At 73.1% G+C, this 18,515-nt stretch carries 12 protein-coding genes; 7 read left to right on the top strand and 5 right to left on the bottom strand.

Annotation, left to right across the window (positions count from 1 at the left end):
• The first annotated feature begins 4 nt into the window (after positions 1–4).
• Entirely contained in the window at positions 5–772 is a 768-nt protein-coding gene (locus WMF22_RS15350; protein WP_012235415.1) for an MBL fold metallo-hydrolase, read from the top strand.
• Between the two features lie 230 nt (positions 773–1,002).
• On the opposite strand, the gene WMF22_RS15355 is transcribed toward WMF22_RS15350, so the two are convergent.
• The 3 genes from WMF22_RS15355 to WMF22_RS15365 form a co-directional block, all read right to left on the bottom strand.
• Entirely contained in the window at positions 1,003–1,821 is an 819-nt protein-coding gene (locus WMF22_RS15355) for a PP2C family protein-serine/threonine phosphatase (protein WP_012235416.1), read from the bottom strand.
• A 238-nt stretch (positions 1,822–2,059) separates the two neighbouring features.
• Entirely contained in the window at positions 2,060–3,697 is a 1,638-nt protein-coding gene (locus WMF22_RS15360; RefSeq protein WP_438036221.1) for an FAD-dependent oxidoreductase, read from the bottom strand.
• 4 nt (positions 3,698–3,701) lie between these two features.
• Positions 3,702–5,306, bottom strand: coding sequence for a polyamine aminopropyltransferase (locus WMF22_RS15365; protein WP_437299821.1), 1,605 nt, complete (start codon positions 5,304–5,306; stop codon positions 3,702–3,704).
• 107 nt (positions 5,307–5,413) lie between these two features.
• On the opposite strand from WMF22_RS15365, the gene WMF22_RS15370 reads away from it, so the two are divergent.
• From WMF22_RS15370 to WMF22_RS15395, 6 genes are all read left to right on the top strand, one after another.
• On the top strand, positions 5,414–6,889 hold the full coding sequence (locus WMF22_RS15370; protein WP_437299822.1) for a DUF4178 domain-containing protein: 1,476 nt from the start codon (positions 5,414–5,416) through the stop codon (positions 6,887–6,889).
• A 310-nt stretch (positions 6,890–7,199) separates the two neighbouring features.
• The gene (locus tag WMF22_RS15375; protein WP_157906673.1) at positions 7,200–7,508 is read left to right on the top strand and encodes a hypothetical protein; all 309 of its coding nucleotides are present in this window, start codon (positions 7,200–7,202) and stop codon (positions 7,506–7,508) included.
• 156 nt (positions 7,509–7,664) lie between these two features.
• A complete protein-coding gene (locus WMF22_RS15380; RefSeq protein ID WP_438036222.1) occupies positions 7,665–8,768 on the top strand; it encodes a hypothetical protein in 1,104 nt (367 codons plus the stop codon).
• Entirely contained in the window at positions 8,765–10,735 is a 1,971-nt protein-coding gene (locus tag WMF22_RS15385; RefSeq protein ID WP_437299824.1) for a S8/S53 family peptidase, read from the top strand. Before WMF22_RS15380 ends, WMF22_RS15385 begins: the two co-directional genes overlap by 4 nt.
• 209 nt (positions 10,736–10,944) lie before the next feature.
• A complete protein-coding gene (locus tag WMF22_RS15390; protein ID WP_437299825.1) occupies positions 10,945–13,320 on the top strand; it encodes an ATP-binding protein in 2,376 nt (791 codons plus the stop codon).
• Entirely contained in the window at positions 13,317–14,927 is a 1,611-nt protein-coding gene (locus tag WMF22_RS15395) for a sigma-54-dependent transcriptional regulator (protein ID WP_437299826.1), read from the top strand. Before WMF22_RS15390 ends, WMF22_RS15395 begins: the two co-directional genes overlap by 4 nt.
• A gap of 54 nt (positions 14,928–14,981) precedes the next feature.
• On the opposite strand, the gene WMF22_RS15400 is transcribed toward WMF22_RS15395, so the two are convergent.
• Positions 14,982–16,283, bottom strand: coding sequence for a UDP-glucose dehydrogenase family protein (locus WMF22_RS15400; RefSeq protein WP_437299827.1), 1,302 nt, complete (start codon positions 16,281–16,283; stop codon positions 14,982–14,984).
• Positions 16,284–16,468: 185 nt separating this feature from the next.
• Positions 16,469–18,157: a L,D-transpeptidase gene (locus WMF22_RS15405; RefSeq protein ID WP_438036223.1), complete on the bottom strand. Its 1,689-nt coding sequence runs from the start codon at positions 18,155–18,157 to the stop codon at positions 16,469–16,471.
• Positions 18,158–18,515 lie beyond the last annotated feature (358 nt).

Below are 18,515 nucleotides of genomic sequence, written 5' to 3' on the forward strand. Positions count from 1 at the left end.
ACCAGTGGAGCTGCGTGTCATCGGCTGCCACGGCGGGGAGACCCCCAGGCATCGCACGTGCGCGTTCGTCGTGGACGACATCCTCGCGATCGACGCCGGCTCGCTGACCAGCGGGCTCGAGGTGAAGGACCAGGCGCGGCTCGAGGCGTGCCTGGTGAGCCACGCGCACCTCGATCACATCCGCGACCTGGCCACGATCGCGGACAACCGTTGTCAGCTCGGGTGCCCGCCGCTCGTGATCGCGGGCACGCGCGAGACGCTGCGCACGCTCAAGAAGCACTTCTTCAACAACGTGCTCTGGCCCGATTTCGCGGTGATCCCGAGCGCCGGGCAGCCGACCATCCAGTACCTCGAGCTCAAGCCGGAGCGCCCCACGCCGGTCGCCGGGAGGCTCGTGCGCGCGGTCCACGTCACGCACACGATCGACGCGTCGGCGTTCGTGATCGAAGGCGACGGCGGCGCGATCGCGTACAGCGGCGACACCGGGCCCACGGAGCGGCTGTGGGAGGTGCTGAACCAGCAGCAGGACCTCCGCGCCCTGCTGATGGAGGTCAGCTTCCCCAACCGGGAGCAGCGCCTCGCGACGGTGAGCGGCCACCACACGCCGCAGACGCTCGCCCTCGAGCTCCAGAAGTTCCGCGCGCCGAGGGATCTGCCGACGATGCTCTACCACATCAAGCCGGTCTTCCAGGCCGAGGTGGAGCGGGAGTGCGCCGCGCTGAAGGGGCTGAACCTGGAGGTCCTTCAGCTCATGGATCACTTCGTCCTGTAGCCGCCGCATCGCCGACGCATCGCCGACGCATCGGCGCGGGGCGCCCGGGGCGTCGTGCGTGCGCGGGTGATGGTGGCGCTGCGCTCGACGGGATCGTGGCGCCGAGCTGCCCGGCCCGAGGGGGAGCGCTCGCTGCCCCGGGCGAGAGCGAACGGCGCAGGAGGGGAGGCCTGCGCGGCGGCGGCGTCGGGAGCTCGCGCGCGACGCGACCGAGCGGCGCGTCGCGCGGGCTAGCGGCTTTCCTGGGTGGGCTCGTCGTTGAAGGGGCGCTTGCCGTCGGGCACCTCTTCGACGCGGGCGAGGACGACCGTGATGTTGTCGGTGCCGCCGAAGTAGTTCGCCCGATCGATGAGCGCCTTGCACGCGGCGTCCAGCGAGCCGCTGGACATCACGAGCTCGAGGATCTGATCGTCGCTCACCAGCCCGGACAGGCCGTCCGAGCAGAGGAGGTACACGTCACCGTGCCGCGTCTCGTCCGTCACGAGATCGACGAGGACGTCCTCGCGGATGCCGAGCGCGCGCGTGATGACGTTGGCCGGCAGCTGCCGGACCTCCTCCTCGGTCATCCACGGCGCCATGTGCGCCGCGTCGCTGACGAGCGAGTGGTCACGGGTGAGCTGCGTGATCTGGCTGTCGCGCAGGCGATAGCAGCGGCTGTCCCCGACGTGACCCACCGTCACGTGCTCGGCGTCCTTGGAGAACATCGCCGCCACGATCGTCGTGCCCATGCCGAAGTCGGCGAGCGTCTTCAGCGAGCGATCGAAGATGCGCCGGTTCGCCAGCCTGAGGCCGGTGACGACGTAGTTCTCCTCCTCGGTCAGGTTCGGATCGGCTGGGAAGGGCCAGGTGGCGTCCCTCCCGACCGTCACGGACAAGAAGTCCGAGAGGGTGCTCACGGCAAGCTGGCTCGCAACGTCGCCCGAGCGGTGTCCGCCCATTCCATCCGCCACGGCCACGACACGGTACTCCTCGCTGACGAGGAGGTTGTCCTCATTGTGGTCCCGGAGGAGCCCGGTATCCGTCATCCCGGCAAACCGGGTCCGCAACATGGGCAGAGAGTAGACGCGGAGCAGGGGGGCAGCGCAAGTTCAAGGCGAGGGCAAAGCTGAAATCCTGGGCTGGATCTCCCACAGCGGCCGCTCCATGGCCGCTGGAAGCGGCCGGCGGCAGGGGTAGAGGACCCTTCCGGAGGTGCTCGCTCGCCGGAAGCACTTTGCTCTTGAAAGATGGGGGAGGACGTGGGGCTCCCCGCCGCGCGGCGCGCGGCGAGGCGACGGGCGCTCGAGCTCAGAGCCAGCTCTCGCCGATCGCGATCCCCGCCGAGGCCGCGATCGCCTCGGCGGCGCGCACGCCGCACGCGTGCGCCTCCTCGAAGAGCGCCATCCCCGGCTGATCGACGTGGGCCCAGGCGACGCGCTCGGACAGCGCGCAGCGCGGCTCGAACGGCCGCGGGCCGAGGAAGCCGGGGCGCGGGCGCGGCATCGCGTGCCCCCAGATCATGACGTCCATCCGCTCGACGTCGTCGCGCAGGTGCGGGTGCGCCGGCGCGAGATCGCGCAGCACGCCGTCGGCGAGCGACGCCCACGGCGCGCGGAGCAGCGCCGCGCGCGCGGCGGCGACGTCCGGCCCGCCGAAGGCGCGGTAGTACGTCAGCACGGTGCGCTGCAGCGGCGTCGCGAGGCGCGACCGCTGCGTCGTCGCCACCGCGAGATCGGTGAGCTGGTGGCGCGCGTCGACGTAGCCGAGCCCCTCCGCGCCGTAGAGGACGGAATCCCACGCGTGGTTGGGATCGACGGGCCGCTCGACGTGGAGGTTCGCCACGAGCCACGCCGACGCGACCCGCTCCGGCAGCTCGCCCGCCGCGCTCCCCGCGAAGATCCGGCGCACGACGAACGCCGGCGCCGCGAGGATCGCCGCGCGGGCCTCGACGCGGCGCGCCTCGCCGCGCTGCACGTCGATGTAGTCGACCTCGACGCGGCCGCTCGGCTGCGGGCGCACCGACGTGACGAGCGCGCCGAGCGACACGCGCGGCGCCGCGCGCTCGATCAGCGCCTTCACGAGCCGGCCGTTGCCCTCGGGCCAGACGAGGTAGCGGCTGCCCGCGAGCTCGGGCGCGCGCGCCTTGCGCCCCGCGAAGTAGTGAAGCCCCGCCCAGGCCGAGATCTCCTCGGGCTCGCCGCCGAAGTCGTCGAGCATCGCGTAGCGCACGTACCAGCGCACGAACGGCGTGCGGTACCCCTCGCGATCGAGCCACGCCGCCATGCTCATCCGGTCGAGCCGGAGGAGCCCGGGGTCGCGCGAGGAGCGATCGAGCGGGATCTGGAACGCCGGGCGCCCGTCGCTGCCGGTGAGCTCCGTGAGCTCCTCCTCGAGCGCGTGGAACCTCTCGAGCTCGTCCAGCGCCTCGCTCGAGAGCGCGTCGACCGGCGCGAGGCCGGTGTGCCAAGCGCCCTCGTAGAACAGCCGCTCGCCCGGCGCGTGGCACAGCCGCCGCGGATCGAACGCGGGGCGCCCCGCCGCGTCCCACCCGGTGACGACGCCCATCTGCTCGAGCAGCCGCAGCGTCGCGCGCGCCTCGACGTTCGGCGCGGCGAGGTAGTGCGCGCCCCACGGGTACGGCACGACGCCGTCGTCGCCCCACGCGCTCGTGCCGCCCGGCCTCGGCTCGAGCTCGAGGACGCGCAGATCGAGCCCGGCGCCGGCGAGCCGCCACGCGGCCGAGAGCCCGCTCACCCCGCCGCCGACGATCACGACGTCCGCGCGCTCGGCGGGGCCGCTCGCCGCTCGCCGCGGGCCGCCGCGGAGCAGGTGGCCCGCGCCGTGGGCCGCGCCGACGATCTCGCCGGCGAGCGGCGCGCGCCCCGGCGAGGCCGCGTGCACGACCCAGCCCGCGGCCACGGAGCTCAGGAAGCCGCGGCGGTTCACCGGATCACCGGGTCCACTCGGCCCACTCGCGCGTGTACACGGAGACGAGCTTCTGGTCGTTCAGCCGGTTGATCGGCGCCTCGACGCGGCCGAGATCGCGGGGGAACCGGAAGAGCTCCGGCAGGCCGCTCGAGTCGAGGTAGCGGAGCCTCGACGGATCGATCCGGAGGGCGCCCGGCGCGGCGAGCCCCTCGCCGCCCGCCAGGATGAAGCCCCACTCGCCGAAGCTCGGCACGTAGACGTGGAGCGGCGCGGTCTTGAAGCCGGCCGCCTCGAGCGTCGTCACGACGCTCCAGAACGACTCGCGCGCGTAGTGGGGCGACGTCGCCTGGACGACGGCGAGCCCGCGCACGGAGAGCCGCTGCCGGAGCAGGTGATAGAAGGCGTCCGTGTACAGCTTGCCGACGGCGTAGTTGCCGGGATCGGGGAAGTCGACGATCGCGAGATCGAACGACTCGGTCGACTCCTCGAGGTACTTGAACGCGTCCTCGTTGCGGACGGCCACGCGCGGGTCGCGCAGCGAGCCCTGGTTCAGGTCCGCGGCGAGCGGCAGATCGCGGAAGGCGCCGGTGACCGCGCCGTCGAGGTCGACGAGCAGGATCTGCTCGACCGACGGGTAACGGAGCAGCTCGCGCGCGGCGAGCCCGTCGCCGCCGCCGAGGATCAGCGCGCGCCGCGGCTCCCGCCCCAGCGCGGCGACGGCCGGGTGCACGAGCACCTCGTGGTACCGGTGCTCGTCGTCCGACGAGAACTGGAGGTTGCCGTTGAGGAAGAGGCGCGTCGTGCGCGGGCTCCTCGTGATGACGAGGCGCTGGTACGGCGACTGCGCCGCGTAGACGATGGGCGCCCCGAAATAGAGCGCCTCCGAGCGCTCGACGAACCGCGAGACGAGCGCGAAGGCGACCCCGAGCGCGGCGATCACGATCAGGCAGAGCGCCCGCAGCCGGACGACGACGGCGCGATCGAGCGGGAACAGGAACGTGCTCGTGAGCGCGACGGCCGCGTTGAGCACGCCGAAGAACAGGCTCGTCTGGTGGATCCCGAGGCGCGGCAGCAGGAGCGAGGGGAAGAGCAGGCTCGCGGCCAGCGCGCCGATGTAGTCGAGCGTGAGCACGCGCGCGACGAGCCGCTTGAGATCCAGCGAGAAGTTGAGCAGCCGGATGAGCAGCGGGATCTCGAGCCCCACGAGCATCCCGATGAGCAGCACGAGCGAGTAGAGCAGCGCGCGGAACGACCCGAGCGCGGTGTAGACCCGGAAGAGCATCGGCGCGGAGAGCCCCCCGACGAGCGCCAGGCCGAGCTCGATCTCGACGAAGCGCTCGAGGAGCCGGCTCTCGATGTACTGGGAGAGGTACGAGCCGATCCCCATCGCGAACAGGTAAAGACCGATGACGAAGCTGAACTGCGTCACCGAGTCGCCGAGGACGTAGCTCGCGAGCGTGCCGGTGATGAGCTCGTAGACCAGCCCCGACGTGGCGATGACGAACACGCTCGCGAGGAGCGCCGGGTGCACGAGCCGGGGCAGCGGCTGCGCCGCGGCGAAGGGCGCCAGGGCGTCCCCGGGAGGGGCGCCCCGAGCTCCCGCAGGGCTCTCCTCGGTGGCCGGCATCGGCGCGGTCCTAGCACCGCTCGCGCTGGACCACAGCCTGTTCGGGCTCGCCGGCGCACCTGAAACGCTTCCTCTTTCGTCGTCGGGGCTTCTAGTATGGTGCTCGCGTGAGCACGCCCTTCGACCGAGCAGCCGCGTGCCCCTCCTGCGGCGCGCCGATCACGTTTCGCTTCGCGGGCGCGATGGCGCAGGTGTGCAAGCACTGCAAATTCGTCGTCGCGCGCACCGATCGGGACCTCCGCGCCGTCGGGCGCGTCGCCGACCTGGTCGAGATTCCCACGCCCCTCCAGCTCGGCGTCACCGGGCGCTGGGGCAACGAGCCGTTCGTGGTCGACGGCCGCGTCCAGCTCGATCGGGCCAGCGCGCCGGGCGCGCCCTGGCAGGAGATCTTCATCGCGTTCCCGGCCAGCGGCCGCTGGACGTGGGTCGCGTTCGCCCAGGGGCGCTGGTACGCCACCACCGAGGCGCCGCTCCCGCTGAACGGGCTGCCGCCGTGGAGCTCCCTCCAGCCGGGCGGCCGTGTCCACCTCGATGGGCACGGCATGTTCACCGTCGTCGAGGTCGGCCGCCGGCGCGTGATCTCGGCCGAAGGAGAGATGCCCTACGTCGCCGCGCCCGGCGTGGTGACGGGCTTCGTCGACATCGCGGGGCCGAGGGGCGAGTTCGGGACGCTCGACTACGGCGACGGGCGGACGATCCCGCCCAAGCTCTACCTGGGCCGGCAGATCGACCCGGCCATCCTGAAGCTCGACACCGGGGCCCCTGTGGACCAGCCCACGGCGCAGGTGTCGGCCGTCGTGTGCCCGAACTGCGGCGGCAACCTGCCGCTCGCCGCGCCCGGCACCACGGAGCGCATCGTCTGCCGGTACTGCGGTACTGCGAGCGACCTCACGAAGGGCGCGCTCGTCGCGCTCGGCCAGGTCCCCAGGCCGCCCATGGAGCCGTACGTCCCGCTCGGCGCCGAGGGCCAGCTCCGCGGCATGCGCGTGCTCTGCATCGGCTTCGTCATCCGGGGCTGCACCGTGGAGGGCGAGCGTTACCGCTGGCGCGAGTACCTGCTCTACGGCGGACCGAGCGTTGGCTACCTGTGGCTCATGGAAGAGGACGGCGCGTGGCAGCTCGTGACGCCTCTCTCGCCCGGCGAGGTCCAGCCGATGGGCTCGACGGCGAGCTATCAAGGGCGGACGTATGCGCTCAAGCAGAGCGTCCACGCCGAGGTGGAATACGTCATCGGCGAGTTCTACTGGAAGGTCGAGATCGGCGAGGCCGTGCAGGCCACGGAGTACCAGGGCGAGGGCGGCAAGGTCAGCATCGAGCAGGCCCCGACCGAGGTGAGCGTGTCGTTCTGCTCACCGCTGCCAGGGAAGGAGCTCGCCGCCGCCTTCCACCTGCCACCCCCGCCGAGCCCCTCGTTCGGCGATGGGACGGGCGCCGGAGCCGGCAGGGTCGTCGTCATCGTCGTCGTCCTGATCGTCGTCCTCCTCATCCTCATCGCGCTCAGCGACTGCGGTGGGGGCGGCGGCGGCGGCATCATTTTCATTCCGAGCGGGGGCGGCAGCCCGAGCTTCGGCGGCGGGAAATGATCCAGCTTCACGGCTCGATTCGGCTACGCATGAAATGAACGGCCTGTGCCGGTGCGTCTTTTGCGATCCCGGCTTGTGTCGAGTCGGGCACGTGCAGCGCTGGACACGTCTATGTCCACCTCCGTGGAAAGGCGACATCGCGTCGAGCGGAGCGGTCGGATTCGGGCAGATGATGGTCGGTTTCGGGTATCGACCCGCTCCGGCCGCCGCTGGCGATCGAGTAATTTCAATGGCTTACACGCTGGCTCACAGCGGCCCGTGACGTGCAATGGGCCGTCCGACGCCGGCGGTGGACCGGCGGCGGAGGCCCATGCAAACGGTGAATTCGATCGACCCGCACGCACAGCTGCGCGCGCTCTACATCTCCCTGCTCCGAAACCAGGAGCACTTCGACGAGTTCAAGCAGCTGCTCGCCCTCTACGTCGTCGCGCCCGAGGCAGATGAGGAGCCGGTGGACGCGGCCAGGATCCGCGCGCAGCTCAACGGCCGCATCCGCTCCTGGATCGGCGGCTTCTTCGATGGGCTGAGCGCCTCCCAGGTGCTCCAGTGGCGCGCGATCGTGGTCGAGGAGCGCTTCAACGTGTGCCTGTCGCCCTGGAAGGAGTCGAACGTCTATTGATGCTGCGGCGCAGGCGACAGGCGGGGCTATCCCGCCATCGGCGTACGTCTCACCGGCGCGGCTCTGCCCCGTTGCCATCTACCGGCGCCCGGAGCGCGCCGCGCACCGCGAGCGCCGAGCCCGGCGCGCCGCGCCGGGCGAGGGAGGTGCCCGCGCATGGATGACGCCCTGTGGGTGGACGAGCTCTACAAGGCGTTCTGGCGGACGCTCCCCGGGATGCTGCACGCCGACGCGCAGGGGCTGGCCTACACGCTCGGCCTGTCGCCGTCGCGCGACGTGCCCTGGAGCGCCGTGTTCAGCAACGAGATCACGCTGGCCGCGCCCGCGCTGCTCGCGGAGGCCATGCCGGGCGTGCGCGGGGCCACGGTGCAGGACGCGCTCCTCGCGCACCTGCTCGCCGTCATCGAGGCGTTCGGCACCGATCGCATCAAGGACAAGCAGGTCCGCCCGACCTGGCAGCTCGAGGCCATCCTGGCGCACGCTCGGCGGGCGCGCGACGAGGCGCTCCGCCGCGTCGCGCCAGGGGTCGACGACCCGGCCATCGACTTCGCGCGCGCGGACGACGCGACGCTGTTCGCCATCGAGACCGAGCGCAGCCTCCTCGCGAGCGGCGGGCCCGCCGGCTTCAGCCGCTATTACGCGCTCTCCCTCGGCAAGCAGAGCGTCGGCTTCCCGGCGTCGATCGCCCTCGCGCACGCCGCCGGCTGGACGGCCGAGCGGCGCGAGGTGCTCGCGCGGCTGCTGTCGTCGGTGTGGCTCGGGCTGCAGCTCCACGACGACGTCATGGACTGGCAGGACGACTACCAGCGAGGCGGCGCCTGGGCCGTCGTCCTGGCCTCGGAGCTGCGATCGCGCGCGCACGGAGAGCCCCGGGCCGAGGAGCGCGATCGGGAGCGCGCCTCGGAGCCGCGCCACCGCGGCGCGGTCGCGTACGGACCGCTCGGCACGCCGCCCTGGGGGATCGCGGTGACGCCGAAGGCGCAGGGCGAGCCGCCGATCCCGGACGCGCCCTCGTCCTTGCTCCCCGTCCGCCGGATGGTCCTCGAGTCCGGCGTCCTCGCGGCGATGCTCGACGGCGAGCGCCGGTGCTTCCGCGCCGCGCGGCGGCGCGCCGCGGTGCTCGGCGCTCGCCGCGTCGCGGCCTGGGCGGAGGGGAGGGAGGGGCAAGCGCAGGAGCTCGCGCGGTGCGAGGCCGAGAGCCCCGGCTTCGCCAACCGCGCCCACGCGCTCAACGCCTGGGCCAAGGCCGTGCTGGCATGAGCCGCGGCCGCGGCGCGGCCGCGCGAGGGGGGGCGGGCCCTCCGGAGGAGGGGTCCGCGCGCGCGCGTCCGGCGCCCGGTCGCAAGAGCGCGCCGCCCCCCGCGTCGTCCGCGACGCCCAGGGCGCGCCCGCGGCGCCCGCCGTGGGACTTCGGCTACGCCCCGGTCCCCACCGCCGCCGGCGACGACGACGATGGTCCCCTCGACGTCGTCGTCGCCTCGCGGTGCCCCGTCGCGCCCGACGCGGTCGCCGCCGCGCTCGGGGCGCGCTGGTCCGGCGTCGTGGTCGAGCGCGTCATCGAACGGACGCCCATCTTCTGGCTCCGCGTCCGGTCCCCCGACCCCGGGCGGCGCGCCGACGTCGCCGCGGCGCTCTCGGCCGCGGCGCTGCCGGTGCGCTACGTCGCGTCGGCCCGTCGCCCGAGCGCCGCCGTCGCCCCGCGCTTCGACGCCGCCGCCGGCGCCGCGGCGCGCCCGGAAGGGTGGACCGCGCGCCGCGCGTCGGTCGAGGATGAGCCCGTCACCCCCGGCCGCTGGTTCCTGCGCGACGAGGGCGGCGGGATCAGGGTCGATCGCCGCCGCTGCGGGGGCGGCGCCGGGACGCGCCTCGGGGTCATCGACGACGACGCGTGGACGGCCGACGAGCTCGGCCTCGAGCGCGAGGTGCTCGTCATGATGGAGCAGCCGCCGCGCAGCCAGGCGCACGGCGCGTTCATGGTCGCGTGGGCCGTGGGGGGCCGTCGCCCCGGCGGGTTCCGCGGCGTCGCGCCGGACGCGTCGCCCCGGCTCTACCTGATCCCGAAGCCTGGATCGTGCGTCCTCGCCCTGCCGGTCGCGATCGTCCGGGCGGTCAGCGACGGCGCCGACGTCGTGGTGTGCGCCGCGTACGTCGAGGGCTCGACGACGCCCATGCTGGACGACGCGCTCGAGTTCGCCGCCCGCCTCGGGCGCCGCGGCCGGGGCTGCCCTGTCGTGTTCCCCACGGGCCGCGAGGCCTCGAGCCCTCCCGAGTCGCTGCACGCGAGCTTCTCGCTCGGGTTCGGCGAGCCCGCGAGCGACCCGCGCGTGTTCTGCGTCGGCCCGGCCGCCCGCGGCGACGGGTGGTTCCTCTGGCGGGACCGGCGGGGGCGCAGCCGCCCCTTCGCCAACCGCGGCCCGGCGGTGCGGTGGCTCGCGCCGGGCGACGACATCACCTGCCCGCTGCCGTCCGCGTCCGGCGCGACCCCCGCGCTCGAGCGGCTCTGCCACGCCGAGTCGAGCGGGGCCTCGGCCATCGCCGCGGGCTCGCTGCTCCTCGTCCTGTCGCAGAACCCGTCGCTCCGCCTGCCCGAGCTCGACGCCCTCGTGATGCGCACGCTCGCCCCGGTGCCCCCCGCGGCGCCCGCGTCGGCCGAGCCGATCGCCGACGCGTGGGACGTGCTCCCCGACGGGCGCGATCGCGACGGCCACAACGCCAAGCACGGCTACGGCCGCATCGACGCCGGTCGAGCCTGCCTCGCCGCCGGAGATCCCATCGCGCTCGCGCTGGTGTCCGTCGGCGAGGACGGCGCCGCGCGCATCTGGCACGACGCCCGCGCCAAGGGCCCGCTCGCCCGCCGCCTGTACTCGCGCCGCCTCGCGCGCTGGGCGGTCCGGGCGCTGCTCGCCGACCCGAGCCTCTGCCACGGCGTCTGCGCGCTCGTGCGCCACGCCCGCCTCACCGCGGGCGACCCGCGGCGCCTGCGCGCCCACGGCGCTGGCGCCGTGCTGCGGCAGCTCTCGCTCCTCGTCCGCGCCCTCGCCGCGAGCCGCGCGGCGCCGCCGCCCTCGCCGCGCGTGCGGGACGAGCTCACCGCCCTGCTCGACCGGCTCGAGCGATCGGCGACCGACGCCGCCGCCGTCGCCGACGTCGAGTCGCGCTTCGGAGCGCTGGCGGACGTCGTGTTCGCGGACGCCTCGGACGGCGACGCGCACGAGGGCGCCGCCTGAGCGCGCTGCCGTCCGGCCGCGGGGTGATCCCGCTCTCATCTCCAAGGGAAAACGTAATGATAATTGCGTAGTAGCGCCGCCGGGGCGCCGGGATCGCGGGTGACGGGCCTGTTGCGCCCCGTCCGGCGCGCGAGCCCCGTTGGTTCACCCGGAGTTCCAGCGTATCGTGGGTGGCTGGCGGCGCAATTTGCGCGCCGTCGGCTCTCCCGATGCCAGCTATCGAGAATCGCCGTTGGCTCCTCGCGGTGGTCGTCCTCGCGGCGCTCGTGCTGGGCGGCTCGGGGATGAGGAGCGCTCTGGGCTGGTACGAGCGCCCGTTCCCCGGCGTGCTCGTCGATCCGGACGGCGTTGTCTCGAGCGTGGGCCTGCCGTCCTGGGAGGGCTTCCAGAAGGGCCTCCGGTACCCGGATCGCGTCGTCGAGGTCGACGGCTGGCGCCTCGAGAGCACCGAGGGGCGCTACCGCGCCGGCGCCTGGGACGCCGCGGTCGAGCGGGCGGCGCGCGAGGGGCGCCGCTCGGTGCACGCCCGCGTCGAGACGGCGGAGGGGCTGCGCGACGTCGAGCTCTCCCTCGTCCCCTTCGACGCGCTCGCCTGGTGGTTCTACGCCGGCGGGCTGATGGTCGTCGCCTCGCTCTACGTGGGCGCCGCGCTCATCGCCCTCAGCGCGAGCCCCCACGGCAAGCTCGCCCGCGCCTTCGCGGGCGCCGCGCTGTTCGCCGCGCTCTTCCAGTTCGCGCTGTTCGACTACCACAGCTCGCGCCACCTCGTCCCGTTCTTCCACGTCGCCTACGCGCTCGTCCCGATGAGCTTCTTCACGCTGGCGCTGCGGCTGCCGGACGACGCCCCGCTCATCGCGCGCTACCCCGTCTTCGCGCGGATCGCGCACGGGCTCGGCGGCCTGCTCGCCGCCGCCCTGCTCGCCTCGCACGCCATGGGCTGGACCACCGTCGCGCTCCGGAGCGTCTGCGCGATCCTGTTCGTGGCGTCGTTCTTCTTCTTCGCGACCACGCTGATCCTCCGCTTCGCCGCGGCGGAGGGCGATCGCCGCCGCACGCTGCGCGCGCTGCTCGTCGCGATGGCGCCGCCGCACGTGGTGATCGCCCTCGGCTTCATGCTCGCCATGCTCGGCGCCCCGGCGTCGACGCTCGCGTGGTTCGCGATCCCCGCGCTCGCCCTCACGCCCGTCTCGAGCGTCGTCGCGTTCATCCGCTACGACCTCTGGGGGAGCCGCGCGCTCCTGTCGCGCCCGCTCACGCGCCTCATCATCGCCTGCATGATGGTCGCGCTCACGGTGATCCTCTGCTCCGCGTGCGCGGGGTACGCGGGCCTCCCGCTGCTCGGCGCGATCAAGGTCGCGGCGCCGGCCGCCGTCGTCAGCGCGGCGCTCGTCGTGTTCGCGCTCGGCGCCGGCGATCGGAAGCTCTTCCCGGCGCGCGCGGAGTACAAGCCCACCGTCGAGCAGCTCAGCGAGGAGCTGACGCTCGTCGCCGATCCCGACGAGGTCGCCTTCGCGGTCGAGCGCACGGTGGCGCGCTGGCTCTCCTGCGAGCGGGTCACCTTCCGCCGCATCGCGGTCGACGCGGCCGACGGCGCGGGCGCGGGCAGCGCCGGCGCCGCGCCCGGCGAGCCGGCGCCGGGGGCGGACGAGTCGAGCGGCGAGCGGATCATCGAGGTCGAGCCCTCCCAGGCGAGCGCGAGCGCGAGCGCGAGCGCAAGCGAGCTCTCGCTGACCGTCATGTTCCGCGGCCGGCTGCTCGGCGTCCTCGAGGTGGGCAAGAAGCGCGGCGGCGCCCTGTTCACCAGCGAGGATCTCGACCTGCTCCGCACGATCGGCAACCAGGCCGCGCTCGCCATGGCGCACGCCCACAGCTACGCGGAGCTGGAGCGGCGGCGGCGGGAGCAGGCCGCCGCGTGGCGCGACGAGCGCGCGGCGCTCATCGAGACGCTCGCGGCCGAGATCACCCACGAGGTGCGCTACCCGATCAACTTCTTCCGCTCCGTGTTCAAGCGCGGATCGAAGAACCAGAGCCTGGACGCCGAGGAGGTCGACATCGGCTGCGAGGAGGTCGAGCGCCTCGAGCGCCTCGTGATGGGGCTGCGCCGGGTGACGCACAGGAAGCTCGAGCGCCGCCGCCTCGCGGTCGAGGAGCTCGTCAGCCGGGCGGAGATGCTCCTGCGCGATCAGCTCGGCAAGCGGCGGATCGAGGCGCGCGTGAGCGCTGGATCGAGGCTCCGCTGCGATCCCGATCAGGCCACGCAGGTGCTCGTCAACCTCCTCTCGAACGGCCTCGACGCGGCCGGCGACAAGGGGACGATCGGGGTCGTCTGGGAGACCACCGAGAGCGGCGCCGAGCTCGTCGTGTGGGACACGGGGCCCGGCATCTCCGGGGACGCGTCGCGCCTCTTCGCGCCCTGGTACACGACGAAGCCCCGCGGGACCGGGCTCGGGCTCGCCATCACGCACCGCATCGTCCGGGCCCACGGGTGGTTGATCGAGCCGGAGCGGCGCGACGGCACGACGCGGTTCGTTATCTCGATCCCCGCCGCCGACGTCTCCATGACCGCGGAGGACGAGGTCGCGTGAAGATCCTGATCGTCGATGATCAGCGGAGCGGCCGCCGCACGCTGCGGCAGATCCTGGCCGCGCTCGACGAGGTCGAGGTGCTGGAGGCGGTCGGCCTGGACGACGCGATGGCGGTCGTGGAGCGGAGCGCGCCGGACCTCCTGCTCCTCGACGTGCGCCTGTCGGACGATCCGCGCGACCGCGGCGGCCTGGAGATCCTGCGGCGCGTGCGGGCCTCGGGGCGGAGCACGCCGGCGCTGATGGTCACGTCGGTCAGCGAGCTCTCCGAGATCCGGGAGGCCATGCGGCTCGGCGCGCAGGACTACGTGCTGAAGGACGAGCTCTGCCCGGAGATGCTCCTGCCGATCATCGAGGGGCAGCGCGAGCGGCTGCTCCTGAAGGGCGAGGTGGTGCGGCTCCGCGAGCGGGTCGACCGCACGTTCGGCACGAAGGCGCTCCTCGGCTCGTCCGCGGGGATGGAGCGCGTCCGCCGCATCATCGAGCGGGTCGCCGAGTCGAGCAAGACGGTGCTCATCCGCGGCGAGACCGGCAGCGGCAAGGAGATGGTCGCCCGCGCGCTGCACGAGATGAGCTCGCGCCGCGGCGAGCCGTTCATCGCGGTCAACTGCTCGGCGTTGCCGGGGACGCTCATCGAGTCGCTCATCTTCGGGCACGAGCGCGGCGCCTTCACCGGCGCCGAGAAGCGCATGCGCGGCCAGCTCGAGCTCGCGGGCGCGGGCACCATCCTGCTCGACGAGATCGCCGAGATGCCCGGCGAGCTCCAGGCGAAGCTCCTCCGCGTCGTCGAGGATCGCCGCTTCCGCCCCCTCGGCGCCGAGTCGGAGATCCCGCTGCGCGCCCGCCTCCTCGCCGCGACCCACGTCGACCTGGAGAAGCGCATCAGCGAGGGGCGCTTCCGGGAGGACCTCTTCTACAGGCTCAACGTCGTCACGGTGCACGTCCCGTCGCTGGCCGAGCGCGACGCCGATCTCATCGAGCTCCTGCTCGCGTTCAGCGCGGAGCTCCCGCGCAAGCTGCGTTACACCGACGACGCGATCGCGTGGCTGGTCCGGCGGCCCTGGCCCGGCAACGTGCGCGAGCTCCGGAACGTCGTCGAGCGGCTGGGGCTGCTCGCGGACGACGATCTCATCGACGTCCCCACGCTCGAGGAGCTCGCGCGCGAGCGGCCGGTCGTGGACGCCACCGCGGAGATCGACCGGCTGGCGCGCGCCCTGCTCGCGCTGCCCGAGCGGCTTGGATCGAAGCTCCGCGTGATCGAGCGCGCCGTCCTGCACCACGCGATCGAGAGCTGCGGCGGCAACAAGGCGGCCGCGGCGCGGCTCATCGGCGTCGATCGGAAGATGCTCGAGCGGCGCTGGGACCGGCATACAGGCGAGGAGCCGCCGAGCAGCCGGCGGATGTCGATGCCGACGCCGATGGCCGCGCGCCACCTCGGCGAGGAGCCGCCGAGCAGCCGGCGGCACACGCCCGCGAACGGGACGCGGCACCTCGGCGAGGAGCTGCCGGGCAACCGCAACCACACGCCCGTGAGCTTGCCGCGGTATGTCGGCGAGGAAGCGCCCAGCACCCGCCGCCAGGCGCCGCCGCCGGGCCACGACGACGCCTGAGGGCGCGGCGCGCCACGTCGGCGGCGTGCCGCGCCACGCCACGCCGGTGGCGCGCTACTTCCTGCCGATGCCCGTGTAAGCGAACCCCATGCCGCGGAGCTCGTCCGGCTCCCAGATGTTGCGCCCGTCGAAGAGCGTCGGGGAGCTCAGGATGCGCTTCAGCCGGTGGAAGTCCGGGCGCCGGTACTCGTGCCACTCGGTGACGACGACCAGCGCGTCCGCGCCCTCGGCCGCGCCGTACATGCCGTCGCTCAGGAGGATGCGGCTCCCGTAGATGGCGCGCACGTTCGGCATCGCCTGCGGGTCGTGCGCCTGGACCGTCGCGCCCGCCTCGAGCAGCGCGTCGATGAGCGTGAGCGCCGGCGCCTCGCGGATGTCGTCCGTCTGCGGCTTGAACGCGAGCCCCCAGACCGCGATCGTCTTCCCCTTCAGCGCGCCGTCGAAGTGGGCGCTCACCTTGCTGGCGAGCAGCTGCTTCTGCCGCGCGTTGATCCGCTCGGTCGCCCGGACGATCTCCAGATCGTGCCCGACAGAGCCCGCGGTGTAGAGGATGGCCGAGAGGTCCTTGGGGAAGCACGACCCGCCGAACCCCGGGCCGGCGAACAGGAACTTCGTGCCGATGCGCGGGTCGGCCCCGACCCCCTTGCGCACGAGCTCGATGTCCGCGCCCAGCTTCTCCGCGAGCACGGCCAGGTCGTTCATGAACGAGATGCGCGACGCGAGCAGCGCGTTGGCGGCGTACTTGGTGAGCTCGGCCGAGCGCGCATCCATGAGCTGGATGCGGTCGCTCGCCCGCACGAACGGGTTGTAGAGGTGGCGCAGGATCTCGCGCGCCTTCGGGTCGTCCGAGCCGATGATCACGCGGTCGGGCTTCATGAAGTCGTTGACCGCGTCACCCTCCTTGAGAAACTCCGGGTTCGACGCGACAGCGAACGGCTGGGTGGCGTTCGCGCCGATGATCTGCCGGAGCCGGTCCGCCGTGCCGACGGGGACGGTGCTCTTCGTGGCGATCACCTTGAAATTGTTCAGATTCTTGCCGATCGTCTCGCCGACGGCCTCGACGGCGGAGAGGTCGGCGGAGCCGTCGTCCGCCTGGGGCGTACCGACGGCGATGAAGACGATCTCGGCGTCGCGGATGGCGCCGGCGACGTCGGTGGAGAACCGGAGCCTGCCGTCGCGGGTGTTCTTCGCGATCAGCACGTCGAGGCCGGGCTCGTAGATCGGCACCTCTCCGCGCTTCAGCATCTCGATCTTGGCAGCGGACACGTCGACGCACGCCACGTCATTCCCGAAATCCGCGAACCCCGCGCCGGCGACGAGGCCGACATACCCTGTTCCCACGACGGCAAGCTGCATGGGCGGGACGCTACCACGACCCCGGCGCGGTTCGAGCCGGCAGTCGCATGGAGTGTGACCTCCGATCGATCTGTCCCGCTCATCTCGCGCGCGGGCGCGCGCCGAGCGTTCGTGCTGTCCTTGCCCTCGCTGCGCCGAGGGGCTGCCGGGCGCGTGGTGGTCGTGGCGCCGTGGCGCCGCGCGGCTCAGGGGTGGACGAACACCACGGTGCCGGTCAGCGAGCGCGCTGCGCCGTGCCATCCCGGCGGGACGGACGGCTCGGTCCAGAAGAACAGGCGGCGGGCGTCCTCTGGAGACAGGTTGATGCAGCCGTGGCTCTTGGGCCGGCCGAACTTGTCGTGCCAGTACGCGCCGTGCAGCGCATACCCCTCCTCGAAGTACTGCACGTAAGGCACGTCGCGCAGCTCGAACTCCTCACCGACGGCGTCCGAGTCCATGGTGCTCGTGACGAACTTCGTGTGGATACGGAAGATCCCGCGCTTGGTCGCGGTGCTGGACTCGTGGTCATCGAGCCCCGCCTCGCCGCTCGAGATCAGCGTCGCGTAGACGGGCTTCGTGCCCTCGTAGGCGACGAGCACCTGCTTCGTGATGTTGACGTCGAGCCACTTCTCGCCGTTCTTGCCCCAGGCAGGCATCTTCTTGGCGGGGTCGATGCGGCCGGCGTGGCGGTCGTCGACCCAGTCGCCGTCCTTCGTCTCGTAGTGCAGCTTGCCGCCGAAGAACTGCTGTTTGCCGGTGAGGGGCACGGCGGAGCGCCACTCGAGCTCTCCGCCGTCGACGAGCTTCTTGCCCGCGACGCGCCATCGCTTGCCCCCGGCGCGGCGCACGAGCGCGAACGGGAAGTCGATGTCCTTGCCGATCTCGACGCCGTGGAACTCGGAGCCGCGGATGGGGCGGAACCTGTCGGCCGGGACGACGCGCAGATCGGTGGTGACGTTGTAGCGCCGGCCCTCGTGGAGGAACGACTCGAGGAAGGCCATCCCGTTGCGCCGCGAGACCTCGTCGATCTTCACGGCGTCGCTCGTCTTGATGAGGCCGGAGAGGTTGGGGGCGCGCCGGCCGTCGCGCAGGTACCAGGGGATCTCGCGATCGGTGATGCGCTGCGCGAGCGCGTCGAGCGCGGGCGGGGCGGGCTCGGTGCTCCATTTGAGCCAGACGTCGAGGCCGTAGGTGGCGCCGCTCTCCTCGTCCTTGGCCCAGCGATCGAGGTGCTTCTTGAGGCTCGGCTCGAAGCGCGCGACATCGTCCGCGGTCGGGATGCGCGCGTAGGCCGGGCCGCCGCGCGTGACGGTCCCGTACATGTACGGGAGCTTGTGGGTGACGTCGGGGCGGCGGGCCGTGGCGCGGACGATCTCGTCGTCGAGGTCGAGCGTCGCGTCGGGGCCGACGCACACGTAGCCGAACGGCTTGATCTTGCGGAAGCCTCCGGGGCAGCCGGACGTGCCGGCGGGCTCGGGATCCATCTCCACGACCGCGCCGGCGCGCAGGAAGCCGACGGGCTTCGCGTCGGCGCTGGGCCGCGCGTAGACCCGGGTGAGCATCGAGGTGCTGGCGAGCCGCGGGCGGCCCTCGGGGATCGGCGCTGGCAGGGTGGCGACGCCGCCGAGCGAGACGATGGGCGGGCCCTCGGGCAGGCCGGGCGGCGGCTCGTCCTCGGCCGGGGCGGGGGAGGCGGGAGAGGAGGCGGAGGCAGGGCCCTGCGCGGCGGCTTCCTTGGCGCTCGCGCTGCTGGGGGCCTCGAGTGGCGAGTCGGGGGTGCTCCCGGACCGGGGCTGGCCGCAGCCCGAGAGGAGCGCACCGAGGGCGAGGAACGCGAACGCAGGGCGGCGCGCCGCGGGTGAAGCTGCGGCGCGCGGTCGGGGCGGCGTGTCCATGGCGCGGCGACGGTAATGCACGGGAGGGGGAGGAGGACCAGTTTTTGGCGGCGCGTGTTCTGTGGGCGGTTGGCGCGCGCCTCTCTCCCGGTCCTGGAGGAATGGCGGCGCCACACCGCGGACCGTGGCGCTGAGACGCGCGGCACGTGTGCACGATGACGGACTGACGCCGAGCAGGGCGCCGCGCGACGAGCCAGCGCCGCGCAGCGGAAGAGAGCTGCGTTTCAGGGCGACACGCCGCGGCGGGAGCGAGCTCGATCTCGCTCCTCCGCGCAGCGAGAAGCCGGGCGATCTCGTTGCTGGAGGAAGCCGGAGGGCGAGCAGGTCAGGCGGGCGAGGTAGCCGGGATGGACGGGGT

Origin of the sequence: Sorangium sp. So ce204, from assembly GCF_051526795.1 — a bacterium.
GTDB lineage: Bacteria > Myxococcota_A > Polyangia > Polyangiales > Polyangiaceae > Sorangium > Sorangium cellulosum_B.